The sequence below is a fragment of the Azospirillum sp. VT-I1 genome (assembly GCF_055698305.1).
This window is the reverse complement of record NZ_CP168804.1, coordinates 122,558-146,965: the sequence shown is the minus strand read 5'-3', so window position 1 is coordinate 146,965 and position 24,408 is coordinate 122,558. Positions and strand designations below refer to the sequence as shown.

General features: G+C 67.7%; 19 protein-coding genes and 2 pseudogenes. 12 read left to right on the top strand and 9 right to left on the bottom strand.

The features are described from left to right. The first annotated feature begins 8 nt into the window (after positions 1 to 8). The 9 genes from AB8P05_RS23100 (at position 9) to AB8P05_RS23060 (ending at position 10,846) form a co-directional block, all read left to right on the top strand. Positions 9 to 800: a class II aldolase/adducin family protein gene (locus AB8P05_RS23100; protein WP_472761048.1), complete on the top strand. Its 792-nt coding sequence runs from the start codon at positions 9 to 11 to the stop codon at positions 798 to 800. Positions 801 to 1,029: 229 nt separating this feature from the next. Continuing rightward, positions 1,030 to 2,697 (top strand): ABC transporter substrate-binding protein, encoded by a 1,668-nt coding sequence (locus AB8P05_RS23095; protein ID WP_472761047.1) that lies wholly within the window; start codon positions 1,030 to 1,032, stop codon positions 2,695 to 2,697. 171 nt (positions 2,698 to 2,868) lie between these two features. Further along, positions 2,869 to 3,849, top strand: coding sequence for an ABC transporter permease (locus AB8P05_RS23090; protein ID WP_472761046.1), 981 nt, complete (start codon positions 2,869 to 2,871; stop codon positions 3,847 to 3,849). Continuing rightward, the gene (locus AB8P05_RS23085) at positions 3,846 to 4,688 is read left to right on the top strand and encodes an ABC transporter permease (protein ID WP_472761045.1); all 843 of its coding nucleotides are present in this window, start codon (positions 3,846 to 3,848) and stop codon (positions 4,686 to 4,688) included. Before AB8P05_RS23090 ends, AB8P05_RS23085 begins: the two co-directional genes overlap by 4 nt. Before the next feature lie 4 nt (positions 4,689 to 4,692). Continuing rightward, a complete protein-coding gene (locus tag AB8P05_RS23080) occupies positions 4,693 to 6,387 on the top strand; it encodes an ABC transporter ATP-binding protein (protein WP_472761044.1) in 1,695 nt (564 codons plus the stop codon). Next, on the top strand, positions 6,388 to 7,386 hold the full coding sequence (locus tag AB8P05_RS23075) for a ketopantoate reductase family protein (RefSeq protein ID WP_472761043.1): 999 nt from the start codon (positions 6,388 to 6,390) through the stop codon (positions 7,384 to 7,386). It begins immediately after the preceding gene. Between the two features lie 234 nt (positions 7,387 to 7,620). Next, the gene (locus tag AB8P05_RS23070) at positions 7,621 to 8,862 is read left to right on the top strand and encodes a Zn-dependent hydrolase (protein WP_472761042.1); all 1,242 of its coding nucleotides are present in this window, start codon (positions 7,621 to 7,623) and stop codon (positions 8,860 to 8,862) included. A gap of 26 nt (positions 8,863 to 8,888) precedes the next feature. Then, positions 8,889 to 9,941, top strand: a complete 1,053-nt coding sequence (locus AB8P05_RS23065; RefSeq protein ID WP_472761041.1) for a histone deacetylase family protein — start codon at positions 8,889 to 8,891, stop codon at positions 9,939 to 9,941. Further along, positions 9,938 to 10,846 (top strand): DMT family transporter, encoded by a 909-nt coding sequence (locus AB8P05_RS23060; protein ID WP_472761040.1) that lies wholly within the window; start codon positions 9,938 to 9,940, stop codon positions 10,844 to 10,846. The genes AB8P05_RS23065 and AB8P05_RS23060 overlap by 4 nt, the downstream gene beginning before the upstream one ends. A gap of 22 nt (positions 10,847 to 10,868) precedes the next feature. On the opposite strand, the gene AB8P05_RS23055 is transcribed toward AB8P05_RS23060, so the two are convergent. Continuing rightward, the gene (locus AB8P05_RS23055; RefSeq protein WP_472761039.1) at positions 10,869 to 11,894 is read right to left on the bottom strand and encodes a hypothetical protein; all 1,026 of its coding nucleotides are present in this window, start codon (positions 11,892 to 11,894) and stop codon (positions 10,869 to 10,871) included. Between the two features lie 200 nt (positions 11,895 to 12,094). Between AB8P05_RS23055 and AB8P05_RS23050 the strand changes: the two genes are divergently transcribed. Beyond that, positions 12,095 to 13,423 carry a GH1 family beta-glucosidase gene (locus tag AB8P05_RS23050; protein WP_472761038.1) on the top strand — a complete coding sequence of 443 codons (1,329 nt, stop codon included), beginning with the start codon at positions 12,095 to 12,097 and terminating at the stop codon, positions 13,421 to 13,423. Here AB8P05_RS23050 and AB8P05_RS23045 read toward each other — a convergent pair. The 3 genes from AB8P05_RS23045 to AB8P05_RS23035 form a co-directional block, all read right to left on the bottom strand. After that, positions 13,356 to 14,156: a hypothetical protein gene (locus AB8P05_RS23045; RefSeq protein WP_472761037.1), complete on the bottom strand. Its 801-nt coding sequence runs from the start codon at positions 14,154 to 14,156 to the stop codon at positions 13,356 to 13,358. The two genes, AB8P05_RS23050 and AB8P05_RS23045, sit on opposite strands and share 68 nt — an antisense overlap. Positions 14,157 to 14,472: 316 nt before the next feature. Beyond that, positions 14,473 to 15,405, bottom strand: coding sequence for a hypothetical protein (locus tag AB8P05_RS23040; protein ID WP_472761036.1), 933 nt, complete (start codon positions 15,403 to 15,405; stop codon positions 14,473 to 14,475). Positions 15,406 to 15,540: 135 nt separating this feature from the next. Beyond that, complete coding sequence (locus AB8P05_RS23035) at positions 15,541 to 16,098, bottom strand: hypothetical protein (protein WP_472761035.1); 558 nt, start codon at positions 16,096 to 16,098, stop codon at positions 15,541 to 15,543. Between the two features lie 482 nt (positions 16,099 to 16,580). Between AB8P05_RS23035 and AB8P05_RS23030 the strand changes: the two genes are divergently transcribed. After that, a complete protein-coding gene (locus tag AB8P05_RS23030) occupies positions 16,581 to 17,405 on the top strand; it encodes a hypothetical protein (RefSeq protein WP_472761034.1) in 825 nt (274 codons plus the stop codon). Next, positions 17,333 to 20,082: pseudogene (locus AB8P05_RS23025) on the top strand (indolepyruvate ferredoxin oxidoreductase family protein). The gene AB8P05_RS23030 and the pseudogene AB8P05_RS23025 overlap by 73 nt, the downstream one beginning before the upstream one ends. Before the next feature lie 7 nt (positions 20,083 to 20,089). Here the strand turns inward: AB8P05_RS23025 and bcsN are convergent. The 5 genes and pseudogenes from bcsN to AB8P05_RS23000 all read right to left on the bottom strand — a co-directional run bounded on the left by bcsN (position 20,090) and on the right by AB8P05_RS23000 (position 24,388). Continuing rightward, positions 20,090 to 20,776 (bottom strand): cellulose biosynthesis protein BcsN, encoded by a 687-nt coding sequence (bcsN, locus tag AB8P05_RS23020; protein WP_472761033.1) that lies wholly within the window; start codon positions 20,774 to 20,776, stop codon positions 20,090 to 20,092. 25 nt (positions 20,777 to 20,801) lie between these two features. Beyond that, positions 20,802 to 22,625: a hypothetical protein gene (locus tag AB8P05_RS23015; protein ID WP_472761195.1), complete on the bottom strand. Its 1,824-nt coding sequence runs from the start codon at positions 22,623 to 22,625 to the stop codon at positions 20,802 to 20,804. Then, complete coding sequence (locus AB8P05_RS23010) at positions 22,622 to 23,044, bottom strand: glycosyl hydrolase family 8 (protein ID WP_472761194.1); 423 nt, start codon at positions 23,042 to 23,044, stop codon at positions 22,622 to 22,624. The genes AB8P05_RS23015 and AB8P05_RS23010 overlap by 4 nt, the downstream gene beginning before the upstream one ends. A gap of 106 nt (positions 23,045 to 23,150) precedes the next feature. Next, positions 23,151 to 23,696, bottom strand: a pseudogene (locus AB8P05_RS23005) (glycosyl hydrolase family 8); the annotation flags it as partial. Beyond that, positions 23,693 to 24,388 (bottom strand): hypothetical protein, encoded by a 696-nt coding sequence (locus AB8P05_RS23000; protein WP_472761032.1) that lies wholly within the window; start codon positions 24,386 to 24,388, stop codon positions 23,693 to 23,695. The pseudogene AB8P05_RS23005 and the gene AB8P05_RS23000, both read right to left, overlap by 4 nt. Positions 24,389 to 24,408: the final 20 nt, after the last annotated feature.

The following is a 24,408-nucleotide window of genomic DNA, read 5'->3' as shown; positions in this document are numbered from 1 at the left end:
CCCGCCCGATGATCGCCGAGACGCTGACCGCCACCGCCGCCACCGCCCAACGCGCCACCCGCGACTGCTCCGAGGTGGAGTGGAAGGTGCGCACCGATCTGGCCGCCGCCTACAAGCTGTTCGACCGGCTGGGCATGACCGACCTGATCTACACCCACATGTCGGCGCGGATTCCCGGCACGCCCGACCATTTCCTCATCAACCCCTATGGCCTGATGTTCCACGAGGTGACTCCCGCCAACCTCGTGAAGGTCGACATCGACGGCAATCTGGTGGACGGGCGCGAGGGTGACGCCATCAACCCCGCCGGTTTCACCATCCACAGCGCCGTCCACCATGCCCGCCCCGACGTCGGCGCCGTCATCCACCTGCACACCGACGCCGGCATGGCGGTCAGCGCCCAGGCCGACGGGCTGCTGCCGATCACCCAGCATTCGCTGCGCTGGTACAACCGCATCGCCTACCACACCTACGAAGGCATCGCGCTCGATCTGGCGGAGCGGGAGCGGCTGGTCGCCGACCTCGGCAACCACCACAGCATGATCCTGCGCAACCACGGCCTGCTGACCGCCGGCCAGGACGTCGCCGAGGCGGCGGTGCTGATGTACTACCTGGAGCAGGCCTGCAAGCAGCAGATCATGGCGCTGTCCGGCGGCCGTCCGCTGGTCTACCCCTCGCCCGAGGTCTGCGAGCACACGGCGCAGCAGTACGAGCGCGCCTATCCGAAGGCCGGCGTCCTGGAATGGGACGCGCTGCTGCGCTGGCTGGACGGCACGTCCGGGCCGGTGGGGCCGCGGTGAGTGGCAGGGTTAGACCCCCACCTAACCTCCCCGCTGGGCGGGGAGGGACTGCCGCCGCTCTCCCGCCTAAGCACTTACCCCCTCCCCCGCGATCGGACCGGCCTTTGGCCGGCCGAGGGCGGGGAGGGTTGGGGTGGGGGCAATCGCCAGCCCACACCCTCCCAACAAAAAACACCGACACGACAGGGTCGCTGACACCACCGACAACTTCTGGAGACGAGGACACCCGATGACCAGACGCCTTTCCGGTATCCCCGCCAGCTTCCGCCGCAGTTTTCAGGGCGGTTTCACCCGCGGGTTCCACCGCGCCGCCGCCGCCGGCCTGCTGGCCGCCGTGCTCGCCGTTCCCGGCACCGCGGCGCTGGTCGCCGCCCCGGCCATGGCGCAGGAGACGCCGGTCCGCGGCGGTGTCCTCAACTCCATCGTGCAGCCGGAGCCGCCGACCCTGATGCTGGGCCTGAACCAGCAGGGCCCGACCCAGACGGTCGCCGGCAAGATCTACCAGGGCCTGCTGACCTACGACCAGAAGCTGAACCCGATGCCGTCGCTGGCCAAGAGCTGGACGGTGTCGCCGGACGGGCTGACCTACACCTTCAAGCTGCAGGAGAACGCCAAGTGGCATGACGGCAAGCCCTTCACCGCGAAGGACGTCGTCTTCTCCACCTCCAAGTTCCTGATGGAGGTCCACCCGCGTGCCCGCGCGGTCTTCGCCCGCTGCGAATCCGTCACCGCGCCGGACGATTACACCGTCGAGTTCAAGCTGAAGGAGGCGTTCCCGGCCTTCATCCAGGCGTTCGAAGTGTCCTCCGCCCCGATCGTGCCGGCCCACATCTATGAGGGGACGGATTTCCGCGCCAACCCGGCCAACGCCACGCCGATCGGCACCGGTCCCTTCAAGCTGAAGGAATGGGTCAAGGGCAGCTACATCCAGCTCGTCCGCAACGAGGACTATTACAAGAAGGACCTGCCCTATCTCGACGGCATCACCTTCCGCGTGATCCCGGACGCCGCCAGCCGCTCGCTGGCGCTGGAGAGCGGACAGGTGCAGCAGACCCAGTACAGCGACCTCGAGCCCTTCGAGGTTCCGCGCATGAAGGCGCTGCCCAACCTGACCATGACCACCGCCGGCTACGAGTTCGTGGCGCCGCTGTCCTGGCTGGAGATCAACCACCGCGTCAAGCCGCTGGACGACAAGCGCTTCCGCAAGGCCATCGCCTATGCCATCGACCGCAAGTTCATCCGCGACAAGATCTGGTTCGGGCTGGGGCGCGTGCCGACCGGTCCGGTCAACTCGGTGGTCAAGTTCTATGACCCGAAGGTCACCACCTACGAACCCGACCTCGCCAAGGCCAAGGCCCTGCTGGACGAGATGGGGCTGAAGCCCGACGGCAAGGGCGTGCGCGCCACCGTCAAGCTGATGCCGATGCCCTATGGCGAGACCTGGACCCGGCTGGGCGAGTACCTGAAGCAGTCGCTGTCCAAGGTCGGCATCGCCGTCGTGCTGGAAAGCACCGACGCCGCCGGCTGGAACCAGCGCGTCGCCAACTGGGACTACGAGATCACCACGAACTTCGTCTACCAGTACGGCGACCCGGCACTGGGCGTGGCCCGCACCTACATCTCGTCCAACATCCGCAAGGGCGTGATGTTCTCCAACACCATGGGCTACTCGAACCCGCGGGTGGACGAGCTGTTCGACGCTGCCTCGCGCGAGATCGACCCGGCCAAGCGGCAGGAGCAGTACAGCGAAGTGCAGCGCATCCTGGCCGACGAGCTGCCGGTCGTGTGGCTGCTGGAGATGGAGTTCCCGACCTTCCTCGACAAGCGGGTCAAGAACGCCAACAAGACCGCCATCGGCGTGAACGAGACGTACGAAGACGTCTGGCTGGCGAAGTAGTCGTCCAATCTCCCCACTATCCCCTCTCCCCCCGGGGAGAGGGTTAGGGTGAGGGGACGCGCGGCGGCCCCTCCCCGAGAAGCCGCGCTATGCATCCCCCTCACCCCGCCCCTCTCCCCGGGGGGAGAGGGGGAAAAGCGAGAGCGCGGCAATTGAAATAGGACCACGCCCATGCTGGGATTCGCCCATCTCTTCGCGAGCCGCCTCGTCAAGGCCGCCGCGATCCTGATCGCCATCGTGGTGATGAACTTCTTCCTCGTCCATGCCGCCCCCGGCGACCCGGCCATGGTGATGGCGGGCGAGGCCGGAGCCGCGGACGAGAAGTTCGTGGCGCAGCTGCGCGAGCAGTTCGGGCTCGACCGCCCGATCCTCGAACAGCTCGGCACCTATGTCGGCAAGGTCGTGCAGGGCGATCTCGGCTTCTCCTACCGGCAGCAGCGGCCCGTCTGGGACATCCTGGCGGAACGGCTGCCGGCAACGCTGGTGCTGACGCTGACCGCCTTCCTGCTGGCCCTGGCGCTGGGCGTTGCGCTCGGCACGCTGGCAGCCGTGACGGTCGGCACCTGGGCCGACAGCGCCATCACCATCGTCGCCCTGCTGGCCTACGCCACGCCGATCTACTGGATCGGGCTGATGCTGAGCCTGCTGTTCTCCATCCAGCTGGGCTGGCTGCCGGCCTTCGGCTACGAGACGGTCGGGGCCGGCCATACCGGACTGGCGCATGTCGCCGACGTGGCCAAGCACCTGATCCTGCCGGTCATCACGCTGGCGCTGTTCTACATGGCGAGCTATGCGCGCCTCACCCGCGCCTCGATGCTGGAGGTGCGCGGCCTCGATTTTGTCAAGACCGCCAAGGCCAAGGGGCTGTCGCAGGGGCGGATCGTCACCCGCCATGTGCTGCGCAACGCCATCCTGCCGGTCATCACGGTTGCGGGCATCCAGGCCGGGCAGCTGGTCGGCGGCTCCATCCTGATCGAGACGGTGTTCGCCTGGCCCGGCATCGGCCGGCTGGCCTTCGAGGCGGTGCTGCAGCGCGATTATCAGGTGCTGCTGGGCATCTTCCTGGTCACGTCGATCATGGTGATCCTCTTCAACATCCTGACCGACATCCTCTACGGCCTCGTCGATCCGCGCATCCAGGTGTCCCAATGATGAAGTCCGAATTCTGGCGGGCCTTCGCCCGCAACAAGGGCGCGGTCCTGGGCCTCGTCATCCTGGCGGCCATCGTCGTGCTGGCGGTCTTCGCCTCCCTCCTGTTCCCCAACGACCCGTGGGACATGGCGACCGCCCCGTTCCAGCCGCCGCTGTCCGAGGACGCGCTGCTGGGATCCGACATGCTGGGCCGCGACATCGCCGCCGGCATCGCCCACGGGGCGCGGGTGTCGCTGCTGATCGGCCTGACCTCCACCGCCGCAGCACTCGCCATCGGCGTCACGCTGGGGGCGCTGGCCGGCTTCCATGGCGGGCGGGTGGACGACGCCATCATGCGCTTCACCGAGCTGTTCCAGACCATCCCCAACTTCGTGCTGGCCGTGGTGCTGGTCGCTATCTTCACACCCAGCCTGACCACCATCGTGCTGGCAATCGCCATCGTCAGCTGGCCGCCGCTGGCGCGCCTCGCCCGCGCCGAGTTCCTCAGCCTGCGCACCCGCGAGTTCGTGCAGGCCGCCATCACCACGGGCCAGAGCAACACCACCATTATCCTGCGCCAGATCCTGCCCAACAGCCTGTCGCCGATCATCGTGTCGGCCTCGCTGATGGTGGCGACGGCCATCCTGCTGGAAAGCTCGCTGAGCTTCCTGGGCCTGGGCGATCCGAACGCCATGAGCTGGGGCTACATGATCGGCGCCGCCCGCACGGTGATCCGGCAGGCCTGGTGGATGAGCTTCTTCCCCGGGCTGGCCATCGTGCTGACCGTGCTGGCGCTGAACCTCGTCGGCGAGGGGCTGAACGACGCCCTGAACCCGAAGCTCGCCCGGTCGCGCGGGTGATCCGATGAGCCTGTCCGAACTGACCCGCATCCCGACGGAGACCGCCGCCATGACGACCACGCCTCTTCTCGATGTGCGCGGCCTCAGCATCGCGCTGCCGCCGGGCGCCGACCGCCCGCTGGCGGTCGACAACCTGACCTTCACCCTGAACCCGGACGAGATCCTGTGCGTGGTCGGCGAGTCCGGCTCCGGCAAGTCGATGACCGCGCACGCCATGATGGGCCTGCTGCCCGCCCCCCATGTCCGGGTATCCGGCGGCAGCCTGCTGTTCAAGGGCAAGGACGTGCTGACCATGCCGGAGGCGGAGCAGCGGAGCTTGCGCGGCGGCCGCATAGCCATGGTGTTCCAGGAGCCGATGACCGCGCTGAACCCGCTGATGCGGGTCGGCCGCCAGATCGGCGAGTCCTTGCGCGAGCACACCGACCTGCCCGCCCCCGCCCGCCGCGCCCGCGTGGTGGAGCTGCTGGCCCAGGTCGGGCTGCCCAACCCCGCCGAACTGGCCGAGGCCTATCCGTTCCGCCTGTCGGGCGGCCAGCGCCAGCGCGTGATGATCGCCATGGCGCTCGCCTGCCAGCCCGACATCCTGATCGCCGACGAACCGACCACGGCGCTGGACGTCACCACCCAGAAGCAGATCCTCGACCTGATCCGCTCGATTCAGGCCGAGCGCCACATGGGCATGATGTTCATCACCCATGATTTCGGCGTGGTGGCGGAGATCGCCCACCGGGTGGCGGTGATGCGCCACGGCAAGCTGGTGGAGTACGGCCCGGCGTCGGACGTGCTGAACCGGCCGCAGCATCCCTATACCCGCCAGCTGATCGCCTCGGTCCCGCACTACATCGAGCACCGCGATGACCATGCCAAGGAGGGCGCCCCGCTGCTGGTCGCCGACAAGGTGCGCAAGGTCTTCCATGTCGGCGGCGGCCTGTTCAAGAAGTCCAAGGAGGTAGTGGCCGGCGACGACCTGTCGCTGACCATCCACCCCGGCGAGACGGTGGGGCTGGTCGGCGAATCCGGTTCGGGCAAATCGACGCTCGGGCGCTCCATCGTCGGCCTCATCAAGCCGGACTCGGGACACATCCTGTTCGAGGGCACCGACCTGCTGGCGCTCGACCGCAAGGGCTTCCGGCCCTATCGCCGGGCGGTGCAGATGGTGTTCCAGGATCCCTACGCCTCGCTGAACCCGCGCCACCGCGTCGGCGACATCGTGGCCCAGGGGCCGGTCGCCTTCGGCGAGGACCGCGGCAAGGCGCTGGCCCGCGCGCGGGAACTGCTGGCGATGGTCGGACTCGACGGCTCGGCCGCCGACCGCTTCCCGCACGAATTCTCCGGCGGCCAGCGCCAGCGCATCGGCATCGCCCGCGCGCTCGCCATGGAACCGAAGCTGCTGGTGGCGGACGAGCCGGTATCGGCGCTCGACGTGTCGGTGCAGGGGCAGGTGCTGGAGTTGCTGGACGACATCCGCAAGCGGCTGAACCTCGCCATGCTGTTCATCACCCACGACCTGCGGGTGGCGGCCCAGGTCTGCGACACCATCGCGGTGATGCGCCGCGGCCGGATCGTCGAACTGGGCACCGCGCGCGACGTGTTCACCAATCCCCGCGACGCCTACACCCGCAGCCTGCTCGACGCCATTCCCGGCAAGTCCTGGCACATCCCGGACGACCTTCAGCAAGTCCCGGCGGGAGCGCACTGAATGAAGGTCGCCATCATCGGGGCCGGCGCGGTCGGCGGGCTGCTGGCCGCCCGGCTGGGCGCCACCGAGGCAGAGGTGACGCTGGTCGCCCGGCCGAACGCGGCAACCGCCATCCGCCGCAACGGCCTGACCATGGTGACGCCGCTGAACCGCGTCGCCCGGCTCAGCCCGCGCGTCACCGACGACAGCCTGTCGCTGGGGCCGCAGGATGTGGTGTTCCTCTGCGTCAAGGCCCATGCCCTGCGTGGCACCATCGACACGCTGACCCCGCTGCTGGGGCCGGAGACCGCCATCGTGCCGATGATCAACGGCATCCCCTGGTGGTATCCGCACCGCCAGCCGGAACCGCTGGCCGACCGGCCGCTTTCCAGCGTCGATCCGGACGGGCTGCTCTGGCGCTCCATCGATCCCGACCGGGTGGTGGGCGCGACGACCTTCGTCGCGGTGGAGGGCGACGGTCCCTGCCGCCTGCGCCATGTCAGCGACCAGCGTTTCGTCTTCGGCGACGCCGGGAGCGATATCAAGGGCGGCCGCGACAACCCGGCGGTGGACCGCATCGTGGCGCTGTTCGGGCAGGCAGGCTTCCAGCCGGCGAAGACCACCGACATCCGGCAGGCGATCTGGGTGAAGCTGTGGGGCAACCTCGCCTTCAACCCGCTGAGCGTGCTGACCGGATCGACGCTCGGCCGGCTGTGCAACGATCCCGGCACGCGGGAGACCGGCCGCGCCATGATGCTGGAGGCCAAGGCGGTCGCGGAAAAGCTGGGCGTGGTCTTCGCAACCAGCGTGGATGAACGCATCGCCATGGCCGCCGGCGTCGGCGACTTCAAGACCTCGATGCTGCAGGACTATGAGGCCGGCCGCCGGCTGGAGCTGGAGGCGATCCTGGGATCGGTGATCGAACTGGCCGAGCGCGCCGGCGTCGAGGTGCCGATGCTGCGCGCAGTGTCGGCGATGGTCGATCTGCGGGCGCGAGAGCGGCGGGAGGTGGCGGCTTAAGCGGACTCTTGCCCCCACCCTAACCCTCCCCCGCTGGGCGGGGAGGGGACAAGCGCTTGTTCGGAAAAGCGGCGGCAGTCCCTCCCCCGCCCAGCTCTTGCACAAAGCTTCGCTTTGTGCTGACGCGGCAGGCGGACCAAAGGTCCGCTGAGAGCGGGGAGGTTAGGTGGGGGCATCGTCAGCCGACACCTCTCCCATCCAAACAATCAACCAACAAACACCCCCGGAGCCACCATGCCCCTCCCCTCCAACCTGCCGATCGACGCCGACCGCCTGTGGGACAGCCTCGCCGACATGGCGAAGATCGGCGCCACCGCGAAGGGCGGCAGCTGCCGCCTTGCCTTGTCGGACGAGGACAAGGCCGGACGCGACCTGTTCGTCTCCTGGTGCGAGGCCGCCGGCTGCACCGTCAGCGTCGACCGCATCGGCAACATCTTCGCCCGCCGCAAGGGCCGCGACGACAGCCTGCCCCCGGTGGTGATGGGCAGCCATCTCGACACCCAGCCGACCGGCGGACGCTTCGACGGCGTGTTCGGCGTGCTGGCGGCGCTGGAGGTCGTGCGCTCGCTGAACGACCGCGGGGTGGAGACCCTGCACCCGGTCGAGGTCGCGGTGTGGACCAACGAGGAGGGCTCGCGCTTCTCCCCGCCGATGATGGGATCGGGCGTCGTCACCGGAATCTTCACGCTGGAGGAGATCCTGGACAAGGTGGCGCAGGACGGAGCCCGGCTGGGCGACGAGTTGGTCCGCACCGGCTATGCCGGCGACGCCCCGGTCGATCACCCGATGCACGCCTATCTGGAGGCCCACATCGAGCAGGGCCCGGTGCTGGAGGTCGAGGGCAAGGAGATCGGCGTCGTCACCGGCGCGCAAGGCCAACGCTGGTACGAGGTGACGGTGACCGGGGTGGAGGCACATGCCGGCCCGACGCCGATGCGCCTGCGACGCGACGCACTGGTGGCCGCCTCGGCCATGGTGCAGGCGGTGCAGCGGGTCGGGCTGGAGACGGCGGGCGACCCGTGCGCCACCGTCGGCATCCTCGACGTCCACCCGCATTCGCGCAATGTCATCCCCGGCCGGGTCTTCTTCACCGTCGACCTGCGCCATCCGAATGCGGACACGCTGGCCGATATGGACCGCCGGTTCCGCGCCGCCGTCGCCGAGATCGCCGAGCAGCAGGGCGTGAGCGCGGAGATCGCCGATTTCTGGCACTTCCCGCCGACGCCTTTCGCCAAGCCGCTGGTCGACCGCGTGCGCGACGCCGCCGCCGGTTTCGGCTTCAGCCACCGCGACATCGTGTCGGGCGCCGGCCATGACGCGGTGTATGTGGCGGGCAAAGTGCCGACGGCGATGATCTTCATCCCCTGCGAGGACGGCATCAGCCACAACGAGGTCGAGAACATCTCCCCCGCCGACGGCGCCCGCGGTGCCGCCGTGCTGTTCGAAACGCTGGTCGCCACGGCCGGACGGCCCTGAGCGCATAAGCCCCCCGGAGTTCCCCCATGAAGTTCGTCCATCACCCCGACGCCGCCCTGCACCGCCCCGCCACCTACTTCAACAAGGGCCTGCTGCGCGCCCTGCCGGAGAAGCCGGAGCGACTCGGCGCGCTGGCCTCGCTGGTCGAGAAGCGCGGGGAACAGTTGATCCGCCCCGACGATTACGGCTCCGCCCCGCGCGCCGCGGTCCACACCCCGGCCTATCTCGCCTTCCTGGAGACCGCCCATGCCCGCTGGGTGGCGAAGGGCGACATGGGCGACGTGGTGCTGCCCAACGTCCACCGGATGCAGGCCGCCCCCGGCTATCCCACCTGCATCGTCGGGCAGGCCGGCTGGCACATGTTCGACACCGCCTGCCCGATCGGCGAGGGCACCTGGGCCGCCACCTGCGCCGCGACCAACGCCGCCATCCATGCGGCCAAGCTGGTCGCCACCGGGGCGGACCGGTCGGCCTACGCGCTGTGCCGGCCGCCGGGGCACCATGCCACCCGCGATATGGCCGGCGGCTTCTGCTACCTCAACCATGTCGCGGTCGCGGCGGAATCGGTGCTGCCGATCCTGCGCGCCCAGGGCCGGGCGGCGCGGGTGGCGATCATCGACGTGGACGTCCATCACGGCAACGGCACGCAGGACATCTTCTACGAGCGCGAGGACGTGTTCTTCGTCTCGGTCCATGCCGACCCGGCGGAGTTCTATCCGCACATGGCCGGCTTCGCGCAGGAGCGCGGGAGCGGCCGCGGCGAGGGCTACAACCTGAACCTGCCGCTGCCCATCGGCAGCGACGAGGCGACGGTGCTGGCGACCATCGGCAAGGGGCTGGAGGCGATCCGCCGCTTCGGACCGGACATGCTGTTCGTCTCGCTGGGCTTCGACACCTTCATCGACGACCCGCTGGCCGCCTTCGGCGTCACCACGCCGGGCTTCGCCCGCATGGGCGCCCTGCTCGCCGCCGCGGACATGCCGACCGTGCTGGTGCAGGAGGGCGGATACGCCATCGACGCGCTGTCGGCCAACCTGTCCAGCTTCCTGGACGGTTTCGAAGGCAAGACAGCGGCATGACCGCCATCGCCGCCAGCGGGGCCGGCCGCGATCCGGTCAAGTATCTGCTGATCGCCACCATCAGCCTGTTCTGGGGCCTGAACTGGCCGGCGGTGAAGACGATCCTGACGCAGATGCCGATCTTCAGCCTGCGCGCCATCGGCTTCACCGCCGGGGCCGTGCTGCTGCTGGGGGCGGCGCGGCTGGCCGGGCACCGGCTGCGGGTGGAGCGGGCGGAATGGCCGGCGCTGGCGGCGGCGGGGCTGTGCAACGTGCTGGTCTTCAACCTGTGCACGGCGCTGGGCCAGAGCCTGATGGCGACCTCCCAGGCGGCGATCATCGCCTTCACCATGCCGGTGTGGGCGACGCTGCTGGCGATCCCGCTGCTGGGCGAGCGGCCGGGCCTGCGCCAGATCGTCGGGCTGGCCTGCGGGCTGGCCGGGCTGATGGTCCTGCTCGGGCCGGAGGCGCTGTCGGCGCCGCCGTCGCAGTTGGCCGGCCCGGCGGTGATGCTGGTGTCGGCGCTGGCCTGGGCGATGGGCACCATCGTGATGAAGCGGCGGGTCTGGCGCAGCAACCCGATGGTCATCACCGGCTGGCAGTATGTGCTGTGCGCCCCGCCGATGATCCTGCTGGCGATGACCGAGTCGAGGCCGGCCCTGGCCGATATCCACCCCGAGGTGTGGGTCGGCTTCGCCTGGCACATCGTCTGCTCGATCTGCGCGGCGCAGGCGCTGTGGTACGTCACCGTCCGCCGCCTGACGGTGGGAGAGGCGGCGGTCAGCACCCTGCTGATCCCGGTGGTCGGGGTCGGCGGCGCCGTGCTGCTGCTGGGCGAGCCGGTAACGCTGCGGCTGGTGGCGGCGCTGATGCTGATCCTCGCCGCCGTCGCCTGCGTGCTGGCGGTCAGGCCCGTCCGGCGCTGACCTGACCCTGCCCTGCCCTGCCTTACTCCTCGGTGAGGCGGCGGCAGCGCCGCTTCATCATCGCCAGCGCCTCGTCGGCGCGGGTGCCGGAGAGGTCGAAGGTCCGTTCGTCGAGCAGCACGCCGTCGGAGTTGTAGGCGCGCACCAGCAGCCCCTCCGGCGTCTGGCCTACCGACAGGTCGAGGACGCCGTCGCCGGTCTCGTTGCCGGCGATGTCGAGGAAGTCGTTGACCTCGTCGAAGTTGGTGTCGACGTCGTCCGGCCAGACGCCCTCGGCGGTGAAGTCCAGCAGGTCGTTCAGCCCGCCGACCGGCTCGCAGCGCTTCACCCGCGGGTCGGCGGCGCCCACCGCCTCGGCGAAGGCAACCATCGACTGGCGGATGCGCTCCTGCTCGATGGGGTCGATCTCCGGTTCCTGCGCGTCGTCGGCGAAGCCGAGCTTCAGCGGGTCGGGCATCCCCTCCCCTTCCGGCTCCACATCCTCCTCGATCACCAGACCGACGACGGAGACCAGCCGGGTGCCGGTGTCGTCGGCGGGGGCCAGCAGGTCCTGTTCGCGGGCGAAGCTCTCCGCCTCCTCCGGCGAGGAGATCAGGCGGCGCAGCAGGGTGCGGCGGTCGGCGGCCTCCAGGTAGGACAGCGGCTCCGGATCCAGCCACAGCGGCAGCAGCCGCATGTCGGCGGCCTTTTCCAGCAGCCCGGCCGAATCGAGCGCCTCCTCGATCACGCCCACCGGCGGCGGCGCGTCGAGCCGGCCGTCCACCTCCAGCGCCAGCCAGAACAGGGTGGAAAGCGTCGGGTCGCCATGCTCGTCGGTGCCCTGCGCGGTCTCGGAGAACGCCTCGACCTCGTCCATGAAGTCGTAGCCTTCCTCTTCGCGCAGCTTGCCCAGGGCCGCTTCGATCACGCCCTGGCGGTTGCCGTCCAGCACCTCGTCCAGCAGGGCGCCGAAGCGCTCGTCGTTGTTGCGCCACAGCCGGACCAGCCGGTCGGCCGGGGTCCCGCTGAACTGACCGCCCTTGCCGTTGACCCCGTCCTTTTTCGCCATGATGCGCCCGTTCCTTTCTGAATCGCTCGTCCGGTCGGCGAGACCATAGGAGCGGCGCGCCATCCTGTCGACCGCGATATGGTGACGGACCATCCGCCGGAAGGTGGTGCCGCCCGACGGCCGGTGCAGCGACGATTGGCCCCTTCCACCCGGACGGGAAAGGGGTAGGATCCGATCATCCATCTTTCGGGTGATCCGCCATGGCCGAACGTCCGGTTTTTCCCAAAGACTTCCTGTGGGGAGCCTCCACCTCCGCCTACCAGATCGAGGGCGGGGCCGAGGCCGACGGGCGGGCGCCCAGCATCTGGGACAGCTTCTGCAAGCTGAAGGGCCGGGTCGACAACGGCGAGAGCGGCGACGTCGCCTGCGACCATTACCACCGGATGCCGGAGGATGTGGAGCTGATGGCCGGGCTGGGGCTGCAGGCCTACCGCTTCTCCGTCTCCTGGCCGCGGGTGCTGCCGCGCGGGCGCGGCGCGCCGAACGGGAAGGGGCTGGATTTCTACGACCGGCTGATCGACCGGCTGCTGGAAAAGAACATCGAGCCCTGGCTGTGCCTGTATCACTGGGACCTGCCGCAGGCGTTGCAGGACATGGGCGGCTGGACCAGCCGCGACGGCGCCGGCTGGTTCGCCGATTACGCGGCGCTGTGCGCCCGGCGCTATGGTGACCGGGTGAAGCGCTGGGCCACCTTCAACGAGTTCTCCGTCTTCACCCTGTTCGGCTGGGCTTTCGGCTGGGGGGCGCCGAGCATCGCCGACCGCGCCAGCCACCTGAAGACGATCCACCACGTCAACCTCGCCCATGGCGCCGGGGTGGACGTGCTGCGCGCCCTGGTGCCGGGCGCCTCCATCGGTGCGGTGCACAGCGTCCAGCCGATGCGGCCCGAGACCGACCGGCCGGAGGATGTCGAGGCCGCCGCCCTGTTCGACGAGCATTGGAACCGCGCCTTCCCCGACGCCCAACTGCGCGCCCACTACCCGCGCCGCATCGCCGAGGCCATCGAGCCCTATGTGCAGCCCGGCGACATGGCGCGCATCGCCCGGCCGCTGGACTGGTTCGGGCTGAACCATTACGCCCCGGTCTATGGCCGCAGGGACGACAGCCTGATCTGGGGCTTCGGATTCGGCTCGCCGCCGGCGGGGATGAAGCGGACGGCCATCGACTGGCCCTATGACCCCGGCTGTTTCCGCGACACGCTGATCGACCTGACCCGCCGCTACCGCCTGCCGATCTATGTGACGGAGAACGGCTATGGCACCAAGGCGGCGGAGGCGCCCGATGCCGAGGGGCGCGTGGTGGATGCCGAGCGGCTGGCCTACCTGCAGGCCTACATCGCCGCGATGGCGGCGGCGAAGGCACGGGGGGCCGACGTGCGGGGTTATTTCGTCTGGTCGCTGCTGGACAATTTCGAATGGGGCGGCGGCTACGGCACGCGGTTCGGCATCGTCCATGTCGATTTCACGACGCAAGCGCGGACCCCGAAGGAGTCGGCGCGCTGGTATTCGGAGCTGATCCGAGGCGGCTGACGCGGCGCCGGCCGCCCGCCTTCGCCGGCGGGGCGGCGGCGGATGGAACAGTGTGGAACGGATTTCGCGCGCTGTTCCATCCGTCCACCGGCGCCGGTGCGGGATCGGGGAGCGCAGCGGCGACCGGCTCCACCGGCCGCGGACGGGGACGGTCGCCGCCGGGGCCGGCGGGCGTCGGGGGCGGAGCGGCCGGCTCGGGCTGCGGCGGCGATGAGGGCTGCGGGGGCGGCTGAGAGGGCGGCTGTGGCAGCGATTGCGGGGCCGGCGTTGCCGCCGGTTCCGGGGACGGGGCGGGCCGGTCGGGCTGGTAGGCACGCGCCACCGGTCTGGCCGGGGCGTCGAGCCCGGCGAACAGGCCGAGCCGTTCGGCCAACCAGCGCACCGTCTTCGGATCGCCCATCGACACCAGCCGCTCGATCTGTTCCGCCACCAGGGTCCGGATCGAGGACAGGCGCAGGTCCGCCTCCCGGTTCAACGCCTGCCGTTCCCACCAGACGCGATGGCGGAAATCCCGCGATCCGTAATAGGCCCGCCACAGGGTGGTGCGGCTGCATCCCATGGCGCGGGCGACGTAGAGGAAGGAACAGCCGCGCGCCAGCATGCCGGCGGCCATGATCCATTGTTCCTCGTGGAACTGCGAGCCGGGAACCAGCGAGCCGTCGACGGGGACCGGCGGCTCCTCCGCCCAGCAGGGGAAATGGTCGTCGGCGAGGGTGCGGCTGTCGAGCGGCATGGCGGGGCTCCGCTGGTGGATGGGACCAGCGGGGGAGAATATAGGAATTTTTTCTGGATGGGGGGTTCTTTTGCGCAACCGGTGGCTTTGGGAGATCCTGTATAGTAAGAGATGAATAAAGTTATTTTATAATGACAAACAATAGCATACCAAATGCGTTTTATATGCGCCGAACTCTAAGCAAACTTACTTTGTCTGCTTCCTTGAGCCAAAATGTAAGCAAAAAAGGAAAATCCACAGCACAAGTGCTCATGTGAGATCACTGCCTACAGTTTCTCGCCACTTATATTTAGATTACCACAGATTTCTATATGGCTTATTCGAGAGTATCAGCAATCATCTTGTGAATTGATCCATGACCAGACCAGCTAGAAATGGCATTTTTACGCTCAATTAACGGAATGTAGCGAGTTCCATACAATAGAGCCGTTTGAACATAAGGAGATCCAATGTTTTGGTATTCTTCACTAAGCGCCTTTCTTCTAGTAAAACTGCCGAATCGGCATACAAATATTGCAGCAATAGCTCTCAGCGCATCGTGGCATTGACGATCCCTCACGATATCCAGACACCACTTAGTAATTTGGTCGTTTTCTTTTCCTCCAACAAGGAGCGCAGAAAGAAACCACATTTTTTGCCAATCATAGAATAGACTATCACCGATCAACACATCTTTAATGTAATCTCTTACAAATTCATCTTTGAGGAATTTTGCTATGTATATACTATAAAATTGCGCCATGGACGGCTTATATGCTAAGTTTTCTATCACGTGATCAACTGCAAAGTCAGACTCTGCCTTTGCAAATAATGGCAGACAGAATCTTTCAATTTTTTCCTCACTGCCTTCATATTGACTGGCACTCCGAAAAAGTCTTTGTGTTGCAATCAAATTGAAATCCAGTCCATCATCGGCGTTTTCTGGCTCTGACTCAAAATCAGCCTGAAATCCATAATCACTTGCGAAGTCTTCGTCGCTAAACTGCTCTTCAACCTCTCTGATTGCTTCATCAAACAGAAGCTCAAGGTCAGGCTCTTCAGTTGCAAGAGAGTTCTTTGATACTAAAGCAGACTTGTATTCATTCAAATAAAGATCATATCCACGCAATGCCTTACTGATATCTCGCATAACTCGTTCTGCTTGATCAAATGTTCTTACAAATACATAGATATCATCAACGTACCGTACGGAAGCCAAGCCCAGATCACCTAAAACCTGATCGATAGGAGTTAGATAAAAATTTCCCAACAAATCAGATGGGAAAACACCCTGTATTATTCCTCTCGAGTTCCTGCTTCCGGTAAAGCGGACAAGAAGATTTTCAAGCGGATTACAAAGAGATTCCGGGTAACCAACTTCTTTCAGGAAGTTAATCAGGGTATGCTAATTAATGGACGAAAAACAATTCGCAACATCTAATTTAACTACATACTTAAACTCTTTTTTCTCAGATAACAATCTCAGCTTCTCCTGCATTTTTCCCCAGCACACTCTGCTAGGAAGAAAAAACTTCCCATCAGTGTCCTTCTTTGCAATCCAATGACTATATGATCGATCCTTATCCGTATTTTTATCAATAATAGGCGCTGCAGCATCGGCAAGAAGCTGATACAAGAGCCGGTCTTTAGGCAAAAGGATGCTTCCAGGACGAGAGAAGCTTGGGCCCCCGTGCCTCTTAACCTGCACCGTTCGCATACGCATGCTTTTTGGCACGTCGATAGTTAGAGGAAGGGAAGGAGAATAGAGCCCATTCTTCAACTCACCAGCAACCTCTTTCTTTAGTATGTCGAATGCTCCGTCAAACACCCGACGAAGGTGCGGCGCAAATATGAAGTCTGATTTCATATCATTTATAATGCGCTTCTGGGACAACTCCCAATCGAATTTCTTTGTTGCAGCGCCATCGATTCCAAAGTGGGACTTATTTCTCTTTTCTGTCATGTCTTTAACTTATCTTATCTAAGTTATTGGACTTCCTTTAGGAACCCCGATGCAGCGCTATCGCTAACTATTGGAGTATCCCAAGATGTGAGAGCGCGGTCAATGGCAAGGAGCAGTTAACATCTGGTCGAGAATGTGGGTGGATGCGTAGGGTCTGAAAATGCAAGTCTATCTCGAATTCTAAAAACTGATTGCTGAGATCTGGTCCTAGCATCGCATGGTCATCAAGAGTGATTTTCTTCAGACAAAATGCTTTCGATTGAATGATAAAATGATAAGAGTGCCGGTTGGTACCAATAAAAGCGCCTTCTTGCCGACCAGCCAACCCCACCCCACCCCACCACCGCAAAAATTTCGCTCCACACCCCGACAATCCGCAACAGGATTTTCCGAACACCCCCGTTCCGCGCCCAACCCGCAAAATCATTTGCCTGCAAAGGGCGCACACTCGTTCCAACGAAGGATAATCGAGGGAACGAGACATGGACGGCATGCCGACGGGCCTGCGGGCGGAGCGCGATCCCGGCCAAACCCCTGGCCGGATCGACCGCAGCTATCGCCTGGACGACCGCTACAGCCGCGCCGGGGGGCAGGTCTATCTGTCGGGGACGCAGGCGCTGGTCCGGCTGCTGCTGCTCCAGGCGGAGAGCGACCGGGGGGCCGGGCTGAACACGGCGGGCTTCGTCAGCGGCTATCGCGGGTCGCCGCTGGGCGGGCTGGATCAGGCGCTGTGGCAGGCGCGCACGCATCTGGACGCCCATGCCATCCGCTTCGTCCCCGGCGTGAACGAGGATCTGGGCGCCACCGCCGTCATGGGGACCCAGCAGGTCGAATCCTCGGGCGAGGGCACCGTCGATGGCGTGTTCGGCATGTGGTACGGCAAGGGGCCGGGGGTGGACCGCTCCGGCGACGTGCTGAAACATGCCAACGCCTATGGCAGCTCGCCGCGCGGCGGGGTGCTGGCGGTGGCCGGCGACGACCATGGCTGCGTGTCGTCCAGCATGCCGCACCAGAGCGACCTCGCCATGATCGCATGGTCGATGCCGGTGCTGAACCCGGCGGGCATCCGCGACTATCTGGACTTCGGGCTGTACGGCTATGCCCTGTCGCGCTTCTCCGGCGCCTGGGTCGGGTTCAAGGCGATCTCGGAATCGGTGGAAAGCTCGGGCACCGTGCGGATTCCGGCGCTGGAGGGCGGCTTCCTGACGGTGGAGTTCGATCCGCCGCCGGGGGGCTGCATTACCGCTGGCCCGACCTGCCCAGCCTCGCCATCGAGGAAAGGTTGGCCGCCAAGGTCGCGGCGGTGAAGGCCTTCGCCCGCGTCAACCGCATCGACCGGACGGTGCTGGGAAGGGGCGGCTGGCTGCGCATCGTCACCACCGGCAAGGCGCATCTCGACCTGATGGAGGCGCTGCGGCTGCTCGGCATCGGGCCGGCGGAGGCGGAGCGGATCGGGCTGTCGGTCCACAAGATCGGGCTGTCCTGGCCGCTGGAGCCGGACTTCGCGCTCGCCGCCGCCCGCGGGGCCGACGAGGTGCTGGTGGTGGAGGAAAAGGCGCCGGTCGTCGAGGGGCAGCTGAAGGATCTGCTGTTCCACCTGCCGGCCGGGGAGCGGCCGCGCGCCGTGGTCGGCAAGACCGACGAGTTCGGCGCCCCGCTGCTGCCCGCCACCGGGGAGCTGCGGCCGTGGATCGTCGCCAAGGCGCTGGTGGAGCGCATCCGCCACCGCTTTCCGGAGCGGGACTTTTCGGCGCGGCTGGCGGAGCTGCTGCCGGGGGAGGCGCCGGCCGCCCCTGCCCTGCCTCGGACGCCCTATTTCTGCTCCGGCTGTCCGCACAACAGCTCGACCAAGGTGCCCGACGGCAGCAAGGCGATGGCCGGCATCGGCTGCCACTTCATGGCGTCGTGGATGGACCGCGACACGGTGGGGCTGAGCCAGATGGGCGGCGAGGGCGTCAGCTGGATCGGGCAGGCACCGTTCAGCAAGCGGCCGCACATCTTCCAGAATCTGGGCGAGGGCACCTATTTCCATTCCGGCCTGCTGGCGATCCGGCAGGCGGTGGCCGCCAAGATCAACATCACCTACAAGATCCTGTTCAACGACGCCGTCGCCATGACCGGCGGCCAGCCGGTGGACGGCCCGATCTCCGTCGACGCCATCACCCGCCAGCTGGCGGCGGAGGGCATCACCCGCATCGCCGTGGTCAGCGACGCGCCGGAGAAATACGACAGCCGCAGCGGTCTCGCCCCCTTCACCACGGTGCATCACCGCGAGGAGTTGGACGCCGTGCAGCGCGAGATGCGCGAGATTCCCGGCGTCACGGCAATCGTCTATGAGCAGACCTGCGCGGCGGAGAAGCGGCGGCGGCGCAAGCGCGGCACCATGGCCGACCCGGCGCGGCGGATGGTCATCAACGATCTGGTCTGCGAAGGCTGCGGCGATTGCGGCAAGAAGTCGAACTGCCTGTCGGTGCAGCCGAAACAGACCGAATTCGGAGTGAAGCGGCAGATCGACCAGTCCAGCTGCAACAAGGATTACTCCTGCGCCGACGGCTTCTGCCCCAGCTTCGTCTCGGTGGTGGGCGGCAATTTGCGCAAGCCGGAGCCGGACAGGGTCGCCGCGCGCTTCGCCGACGATCTGGCGGCGCTGCCGCTGCCGCGCTATGGCGTGGCAGGGGATTTGGCGGAGATCCTGATCGTCGGGGTCGGCGGCACCGGTGTCATCACCATCGGCGCGGTGCTGGCGATGGCGGCGCATCTGGAGGGCAAGGCGTCCTCGGTGCTGGACTTCATGGGCTTCGCGCAGAAGGGCGGTGCCGTCTACAGCTATCTGCGGGTGGCGGGGGATGCGGGGCTGCTCCATCAGGCGCGGATCGACCCGAAGCGGGCGCAGCTGGTGCTGGCCTGCGACACGGTGGTCGCGGCCTCGCCCGATGCGCTGAAGACGGTGCGGCTGGGGCGGACGCGGGTGGTGGCCAACGCCCATGTGGCGCCGACCGGGGCCTTCACCCGCGACGGCGCCAAGCTGCCGGATGCGGGGGCGCTGCTGCGGAGCCTGCGCCGGGCGGCGGGGGCCGAGCAGGTCGAGGTGGTGGACGCCAACCGGGTGGTCACCGCGCTGTTCGGCGACAGCATCCTCGCCAACGTCTTCCTGATGGGCGTCGCCTTCCAGAAGGGGTTGCTGCCGGTCGGGCTGGAGGCGCTGACCCGCGCCATCGAGCTGAATGGCACCGGCGTCGCCGCCAACCTGCGCGCCTTCGCCTTCGGCCGCCTCGCCGCGCACCGGCCGGAGGTTCTGGCGGGTCTGGGAGCGGAGGAACAGGCGCCGGCAACCGACCTTGCCACCATCGTGGAGCGGCGGGCGGCGTTCCTGGCGGAGTATCAGGACCGCGCCTATGCCGGGCGCTACCACGCGCTGGTGGAGCGGGCGCGGCAGGCGGAGGACCGCGTGGCGCCGGGGTCCACCGCTCTGGCCGAGGCGGTGGCGCGCAGCGCCTTCAAGCTGATGGCCTTCAAGGACGAGTATGAGGTCGCCCGGCTGCACAGCGATCCGGCTTTCCGCAAAAGCCTGGACGAGCGGTTCGAGGGCGATTGGAAGCCGGTCTTCCACCTCGCCCCTCCCTGCTGTCGCGCGAGACCAACGGGTACGGGGAGCCACGCAAGATGGCGCTCGGCGCCTGGATCCTGCCGGTGTTCCGCGGGCTGGCGGCGATGAAACGGCTGCGCGGCACGGCGCTCGACCCGTTCGGCTACACGGCGGAGCGGAAGATGGAGCGCGCGCTGATCGCCCGCTATGAGGCGACGGTGGCGGAGATCGCGGAGCGGCTGTCGGCAGACCGGCTGTCCACCGCGGTGGAGTTGGCCGCCTTGCCGCAGGAGATCCGCGGCTTCGGGCCGGTCAAGCACCGGGCGTGGGAGGCCGTGGAGCCGCGCTGGCGGGCGCTGGAGGAGCGGCTGCGGCGGGACCAGGCGCGGGCGGCGTGATCCTCTGCTACAGGCCGCCGAGGTCGTGGGCTTCCAGCACCGTTTCCGGCAGGGTCAGCGTCATCGCCTCGAACGGGGCCAGCAGGGCGCGGATGTTGGAGCCGACACCGCAGACCCGGTATTCCAGCCGCACCGCCTCGATCCGCTCCGGCAGAATGCGCTTGCGGTCGCTGATCAGCTGCCAGGCCAGGACGCAGCTGTTCTCGCCGTCCTGGGCGGTGACGTAGTCGTAGTCGCCGTAGCGGTTGCGGCGGGCGCCGTCGGCGACCTTGATGCGCATGTCCGGGAACTCGCGCCTCGTCGTCTCGGTCAGCGTCTCCATGGTGTAGAGCGGGACCGGGAAGACGCGCGGCGGCTGGACCAGGGCGCCGAACAGGCTGTCGGGCAGGGTCTGCACGTCCACCGTCAGGCGGTTCTCGCCCGGCAGCACCGTGGGGTTGCCCAGCGCCACGACGTAGCTCTTGTAGACGGCGCCGGTGTCGCGCATGCGGGCGGCGACGATGGGGAAGTCGCGGCTGTCCGGCAGCGTCACCGGCAGCGCCGTCGGCTGGATGCGGCGCCAGGGGGTGGGCGCCTGGGTTAGGTTGTCGCGCACCCAGCCGGCGCAGCCCGAGGTCAGCAGGGTGGCCGCGGCCAGCGCCACCAGCGCAACGGTGCGCCGCAGGCCGGTCCCGGGCATCGGAGTCTCGCGCATCGGGGCTCCCTTACCAGTCATGGCCTTACCAGTCATGATAGATCGTCTTCCAGGTGATGGTGACGCCTTCGCGCGATTCCTCGGTGCTCAGCCGGTCGTCGATGGCCTTGAACTGGGCGTACGCCTCGTCGTAGCGCATCAGGTTGTAGAGCGCCCAGCCGCGCAGGATGCCGAGGTTGCGCGGTTCCGGCTCCAGCTCCTTGCGGGCGTCGAGCAGGCGCAGCACGTCGTTGTAGCGCTTGTCCTCCAGCGCCCGGTTCGCCTCCGTCGCCATCAGCGAGGCGCGGATTTCCGCCTTCTGCGCCGCCGTCATGTTGGCGCGCGGCAGGTCGCGGGTCAGCCCGGCCACGTCGCCGGTCGCCAGACGGGCGATGGCCTGCCCATAGGCGTTCTCCTGCGCCAGGGTCGCCGTCTGCGGCAGGCCGCCGGCAGACGGGGTGCGCGGTGCCGCGGCCCCGGCCGATGCGCCACCGGCGGACGCGCCGCCCTTGGCGGGCTCGCGCGCGGCCAGCACCTGCGCCTCGGCGAAGGCGGCCTCGGCCTCCGACGGGCGCTTCAGCTCCAGCAGGCACCAGCCGCGCTGCTGCAGCAGGGCGGCGGTCGGGCCGCTCCTGGCGATGGAGGCGCGGATGATGGCGATGCAGGCGGCATAGTCCTGGCGGGCCAGCGCCCGGTCCAGCTCGCTCGGCCCCTGCGGACCGCTCCGCCCACCGCCGGAAGGCCCGCGCGGCGGGTCCACCGCCTTCAGCGCCTGATCGACGCGGTTCGACTTGCCCTTCCAGGGGGATGCTGCGGCGCGGGCCTGCGCCTTCTCGCCCAGGCCGTTGTAGGCCAGCACCAGACCTTCCGCCGCGCGGTCGGACGGCGCCCAGCCGTTGGCCTGGGAGAACCAGCTCTGCGCCTCCGCGAAGTTCTTCTGCTTCTGGAAGTACCAGCCGAGCGCGATGGCGCCGTCGGCGTCCTGCTTGTCGCGCACGATGCCCTGGACGCGCGACAGGTCGGCGGCCGACAGGGCGCCGGCCTTCGCATTGCCGAGACGTTCCAGCAGGCGGCCGGTCTCAAGCTCCGCTTCGGCGGCGCGGACGGTGGAGTAATCCTCCCCCGTCGCCGGGTTGGCGGTGGCGCCCAGCGCCGTCAGCTCGCGCAGCCGGTCGGGGCTGAGGTACCGCGACGCCTTGAAGATGGTGTCGCGCCGCTCCTTGGCCTTGGGGCAGCTGGTGACGATGGTCTTGTAGGTGTCGAAGGCGCGGTCGGTCTGCTTCAGCTCGGCATAAGCCTCGGCAAGGCGCCAGGCATTGTCCAGCCGGTTGCAGGCCACCGCCTCCGGGTTGGCGGCTGCGGCATCGACCACCTCCTGCCAGCGCTTGGTGTCGCTGGCCGAGCGGATGCGCCCGGCGCTCTCGGCAAGGTCGAGTTCCTGCAGCAGCTTGTCCGACGGCTGCCAGGAGGGCGACTTGCGCCGCTGCTCGGCGATGGCGGCGCGCGCCTCCGCCACCTTGCCGGCGGACAGCAGGTTCCAGAACGGGGTTTCGTCGACGCCGGGGGTGGTCGGCTGCGGCGCGAACAGGTCCTTGGGCGGTTCCCAGGTCGGATCGAGGGCGCGCAGGCGGGCGATCTCCGCCTCCAGCCGTTCGCCGTCGCCGATGCGGGCGTAATAGCGCAGCGCCGTCTCGTCCACTTTGCCGGCGGCGGGGGCGGAGCCGCTGCCGGGGGCCGGCGCCACCTCCACCTTCACGCCGGGGGCGAGCGCGCGGCCGCCGCCGTGCGACTGCGCCCAGGCATCGCTCCCGCCGCCGAGCGCGGCGATGCCGGCAAGAAGAAGGGTCGGAAGAAGGACGGGACGGGTCACGGCTCGATCCCCAGGCTCTGGGCCGCCAGCGCGGAGAGGTGGAACAGGGTGGTGGAGTAGTAATCCTCGTCGGGCGCCAACGGCGGCACGGTCACCATGTCGCCCGCGGCTCCGGCAAGGCGGCAGGCCAGCCGGTAGACCGCCAGCATGCCGACGGAGGCCGCCACCTGCGTGGTGGTGCCCCCCGGTAGCGAGACGGTGGCGGGGACCGTCGATCCGCCGAACTTCGCCACCAGATCGGCATAGGGACGGAAATAATAGGGATCGCGGTAGCCGTCCCAGGCCATATAGAGCGGCACGCGCACGGCATCGTAGCCATATTGCTTCCTGAAGCCCTCGGCGACGGTGACGGTGCCGGCGGCGTCCAGCGCCATCCAGTCCGGCGGCAACTGGAAGGTGCCGAAGCGCGCCTTCGACAGCAGGACCAGACCGGCGTCGGTCAGCCGGCCCCAGCGCTCCCCCGGGCAGGGCGGCGAAGGCGCGGATGGCCGGGAAAATCCAATAGCTGGGGTTGAGGACCAGCGTGTCGCCCTTGCGGAAGCCGTCGCGCCCCGGCAGCAGGACGGTCAGCCCGGCATGCTCCACCAGCAGCCCGGCTTCCAGCGCCTTGACGATGGCGACGGCGGCGGTGCGGTAGGCCTCGGTCTTCCAAAGCTCGGCGGCGCGCAGCAGCGCCCAGGCGATCAGCATGTCGCCGTCGGATGCGTTGTTGCGGTCGGTGACGCCGCCCTCGGGCGTCCAGCGCCACGCCACCAGCCCGTCGCCGCGCACCATCAGCGTACGCTGGGTCCAGCCCCACATCCGGTCGAAGGCGGCGCGGTCGCCCCCGGCAACGGCCAGCAGCATGCCGTAGCCCTGCCCTTCGGAATGGCTGACACCCTTGTTGCCGGTGTCGACGATCCGCCCGTCCGGCTGCAGGAAGCGGTCGGCATAGCGCCGCCACGCCGCCGCGTCGAAGGGGGCGGCGAGGGCACCGGCCGGGAAGGCCGTCGACAGGCCGACCGCCAGACCCGCCGTCAGGCCCAGGGTTGCCGTTCCGATCAGCACGTCACGCCGCGATGGGGTGGTCATGGCCCGCTCCGTTCCCGATGTCCATGCTTCAGCAGAAGGCGCATGCTGACCGTCAGCACCACGGCCGTTCCCAGCAGCAGGCCGAACAGAAGCTCGATCCGCTGCGACAGGTTGCGAGCCAGGATCAGGATCAGGTTACCGATGTCAAAGGGATTGAGAATGATCTGGTAGGGGTGCGACGCCTCCAGCGTGGTGACTGCCGGCGCCGCACTGCTCCACAGCGCTCCGCCGCCACGCAGCTTGTCCCACAGGCCGGCCTCGCCCAGGCTGCGCATGGCCCGGTCGATGGAGCGGGGATCCGACGCGGTCAGCAGCGTCCAGGTCAGCGGATCGTTGCCGGGCGCCCGGTATTGCAGCAGGGCCGCCTCCGGCAACTGGTCGGCGTTCTCGGTCAGCGCGACGACATCGACCGGCGCATCCTCCACCGTCCAATGGTTGACGTAGCGGGCGGCCGCGGCCATGACGCGCCGCGCCCAGTCGGGAACCCAGCCGCCAGTGGATGAAGCGTCCTTGGCGTCTCCGGCCATCCGCTGCCAGCGGTTCTGGGCGCCGCCCTCGGCCGCCTGGGCCGTCCCGGCGATGCCGAACGGCGAGGGCACGGCACCGGGCCGCGCCACGCCCGGACGGGCGGCACTGCCCGACCAGCCCAGCCGCAGCCGGTCCACCAGGGCACGGCGGTCGGCCGCCGCCATCGGCTCTCCCCGCGCGCTGG

What these genes read in the sequence shown, in the direction of transcription:
- AB8P05_RS23100 (WP_472761048.1), top strand. Translation starts at nt 9, where the DNA reads ATGATCGCCGAGACGCTGACCGCCACCGCCGCCACCGCCCAACGCGCC.
- AB8P05_RS23095 (WP_472761047.1), top strand. Translation starts at nt 1,030, where the DNA reads ATGACCAGACGCCTTTCCGGTATCCCCGCCAGCTTCCGCCGCAGTTTT.
- AB8P05_RS23090 (WP_472761046.1), top strand. Translation starts at nt 2,869, where the DNA reads ATGCTGGGATTCGCCCATCTCTTCGCGAGCCGCCTCGTCAAGGCCGCC.
- AB8P05_RS23085 (WP_472761045.1), top strand. Translation starts at nt 3,846, where the DNA reads ATGATGAAGTCCGAATTCTGGCGGGCCTTCGCCCGCAACAAGGGCGCG.
- AB8P05_RS23080 (WP_472761044.1), top strand. Translation starts at nt 4,693, where the DNA reads ATGAGCCTGTCCGAACTGACCCGCATCCCGACGGAGACCGCCGCCATG.
- AB8P05_RS23075 (WP_472761043.1), top strand. Translation starts at nt 6,388, where the DNA reads ATGAAGGTCGCCATCATCGGGGCCGGCGCGGTCGGCGGGCTGCTGGCC.
- AB8P05_RS23070 (WP_472761042.1), top strand. Translation starts at nt 7,621, where the DNA reads ATGCCCCTCCCCTCCAACCTGCCGATCGACGCCGACCGCCTGTGGGAC.
- AB8P05_RS23065 (WP_472761041.1), top strand. Translation starts at nt 8,889, where the DNA reads ATGAAGTTCGTCCATCACCCCGACGCCGCCCTGCACCGCCCCGCCACC.
- AB8P05_RS23060 (WP_472761040.1), top strand. Translation starts at nt 9,938, where the DNA reads ATGACCGCCATCGCCGCCAGCGGGGCCGGCCGCGATCCGGTCAAGTAT.
- AB8P05_RS23055 (WP_472761039.1), bottom strand. Translation starts at nt 11,894, where the DNA reads ATGGCGAAAAAGGACGGGGTCAACGGCAAGGGCGGTCAGTTCAGCGGG.
- AB8P05_RS23050 (WP_472761038.1), top strand. Translation starts at nt 12,095, where the DNA reads ATGGCCGAACGTCCGGTTTTTCCCAAAGACTTCCTGTGGGGAGCCTCC.
- AB8P05_RS23045 (WP_472761037.1), bottom strand. Translation starts at nt 14,156, where the DNA reads ATGCCGCTCGACAGCCGCACCCTCGCCGACGACCATTTCCCCTGCTGG.
- AB8P05_RS23035 (WP_472761035.1), bottom strand. Translation starts at nt 16,098, where the DNA reads ATGACAGAAAAGAGAAATAAGTCCCACTTTGGAATCGATGGCGCTGCA.
- AB8P05_RS23030 (WP_472761034.1), top strand. Translation starts at nt 16,581, where the DNA reads ATGGACGGCATGCCGACGGGCCTGCGGGCGGAGCGCGATCCCGGCCAA.
- bcsN (WP_472761033.1), bottom strand. Translation starts at nt 20,776, where the DNA reads ATGCGCGAGACTCCGATGCCCGGGACCGGCCTGCGGCGCACCGTTGCG.
- AB8P05_RS23000 (WP_472761032.1), bottom strand. Translation starts at nt 24,388, where the DNA reads ATGGCGGCGGCCGACCGCCGTGCCCTGGTGGACCGGCTGCGGCTGGGC.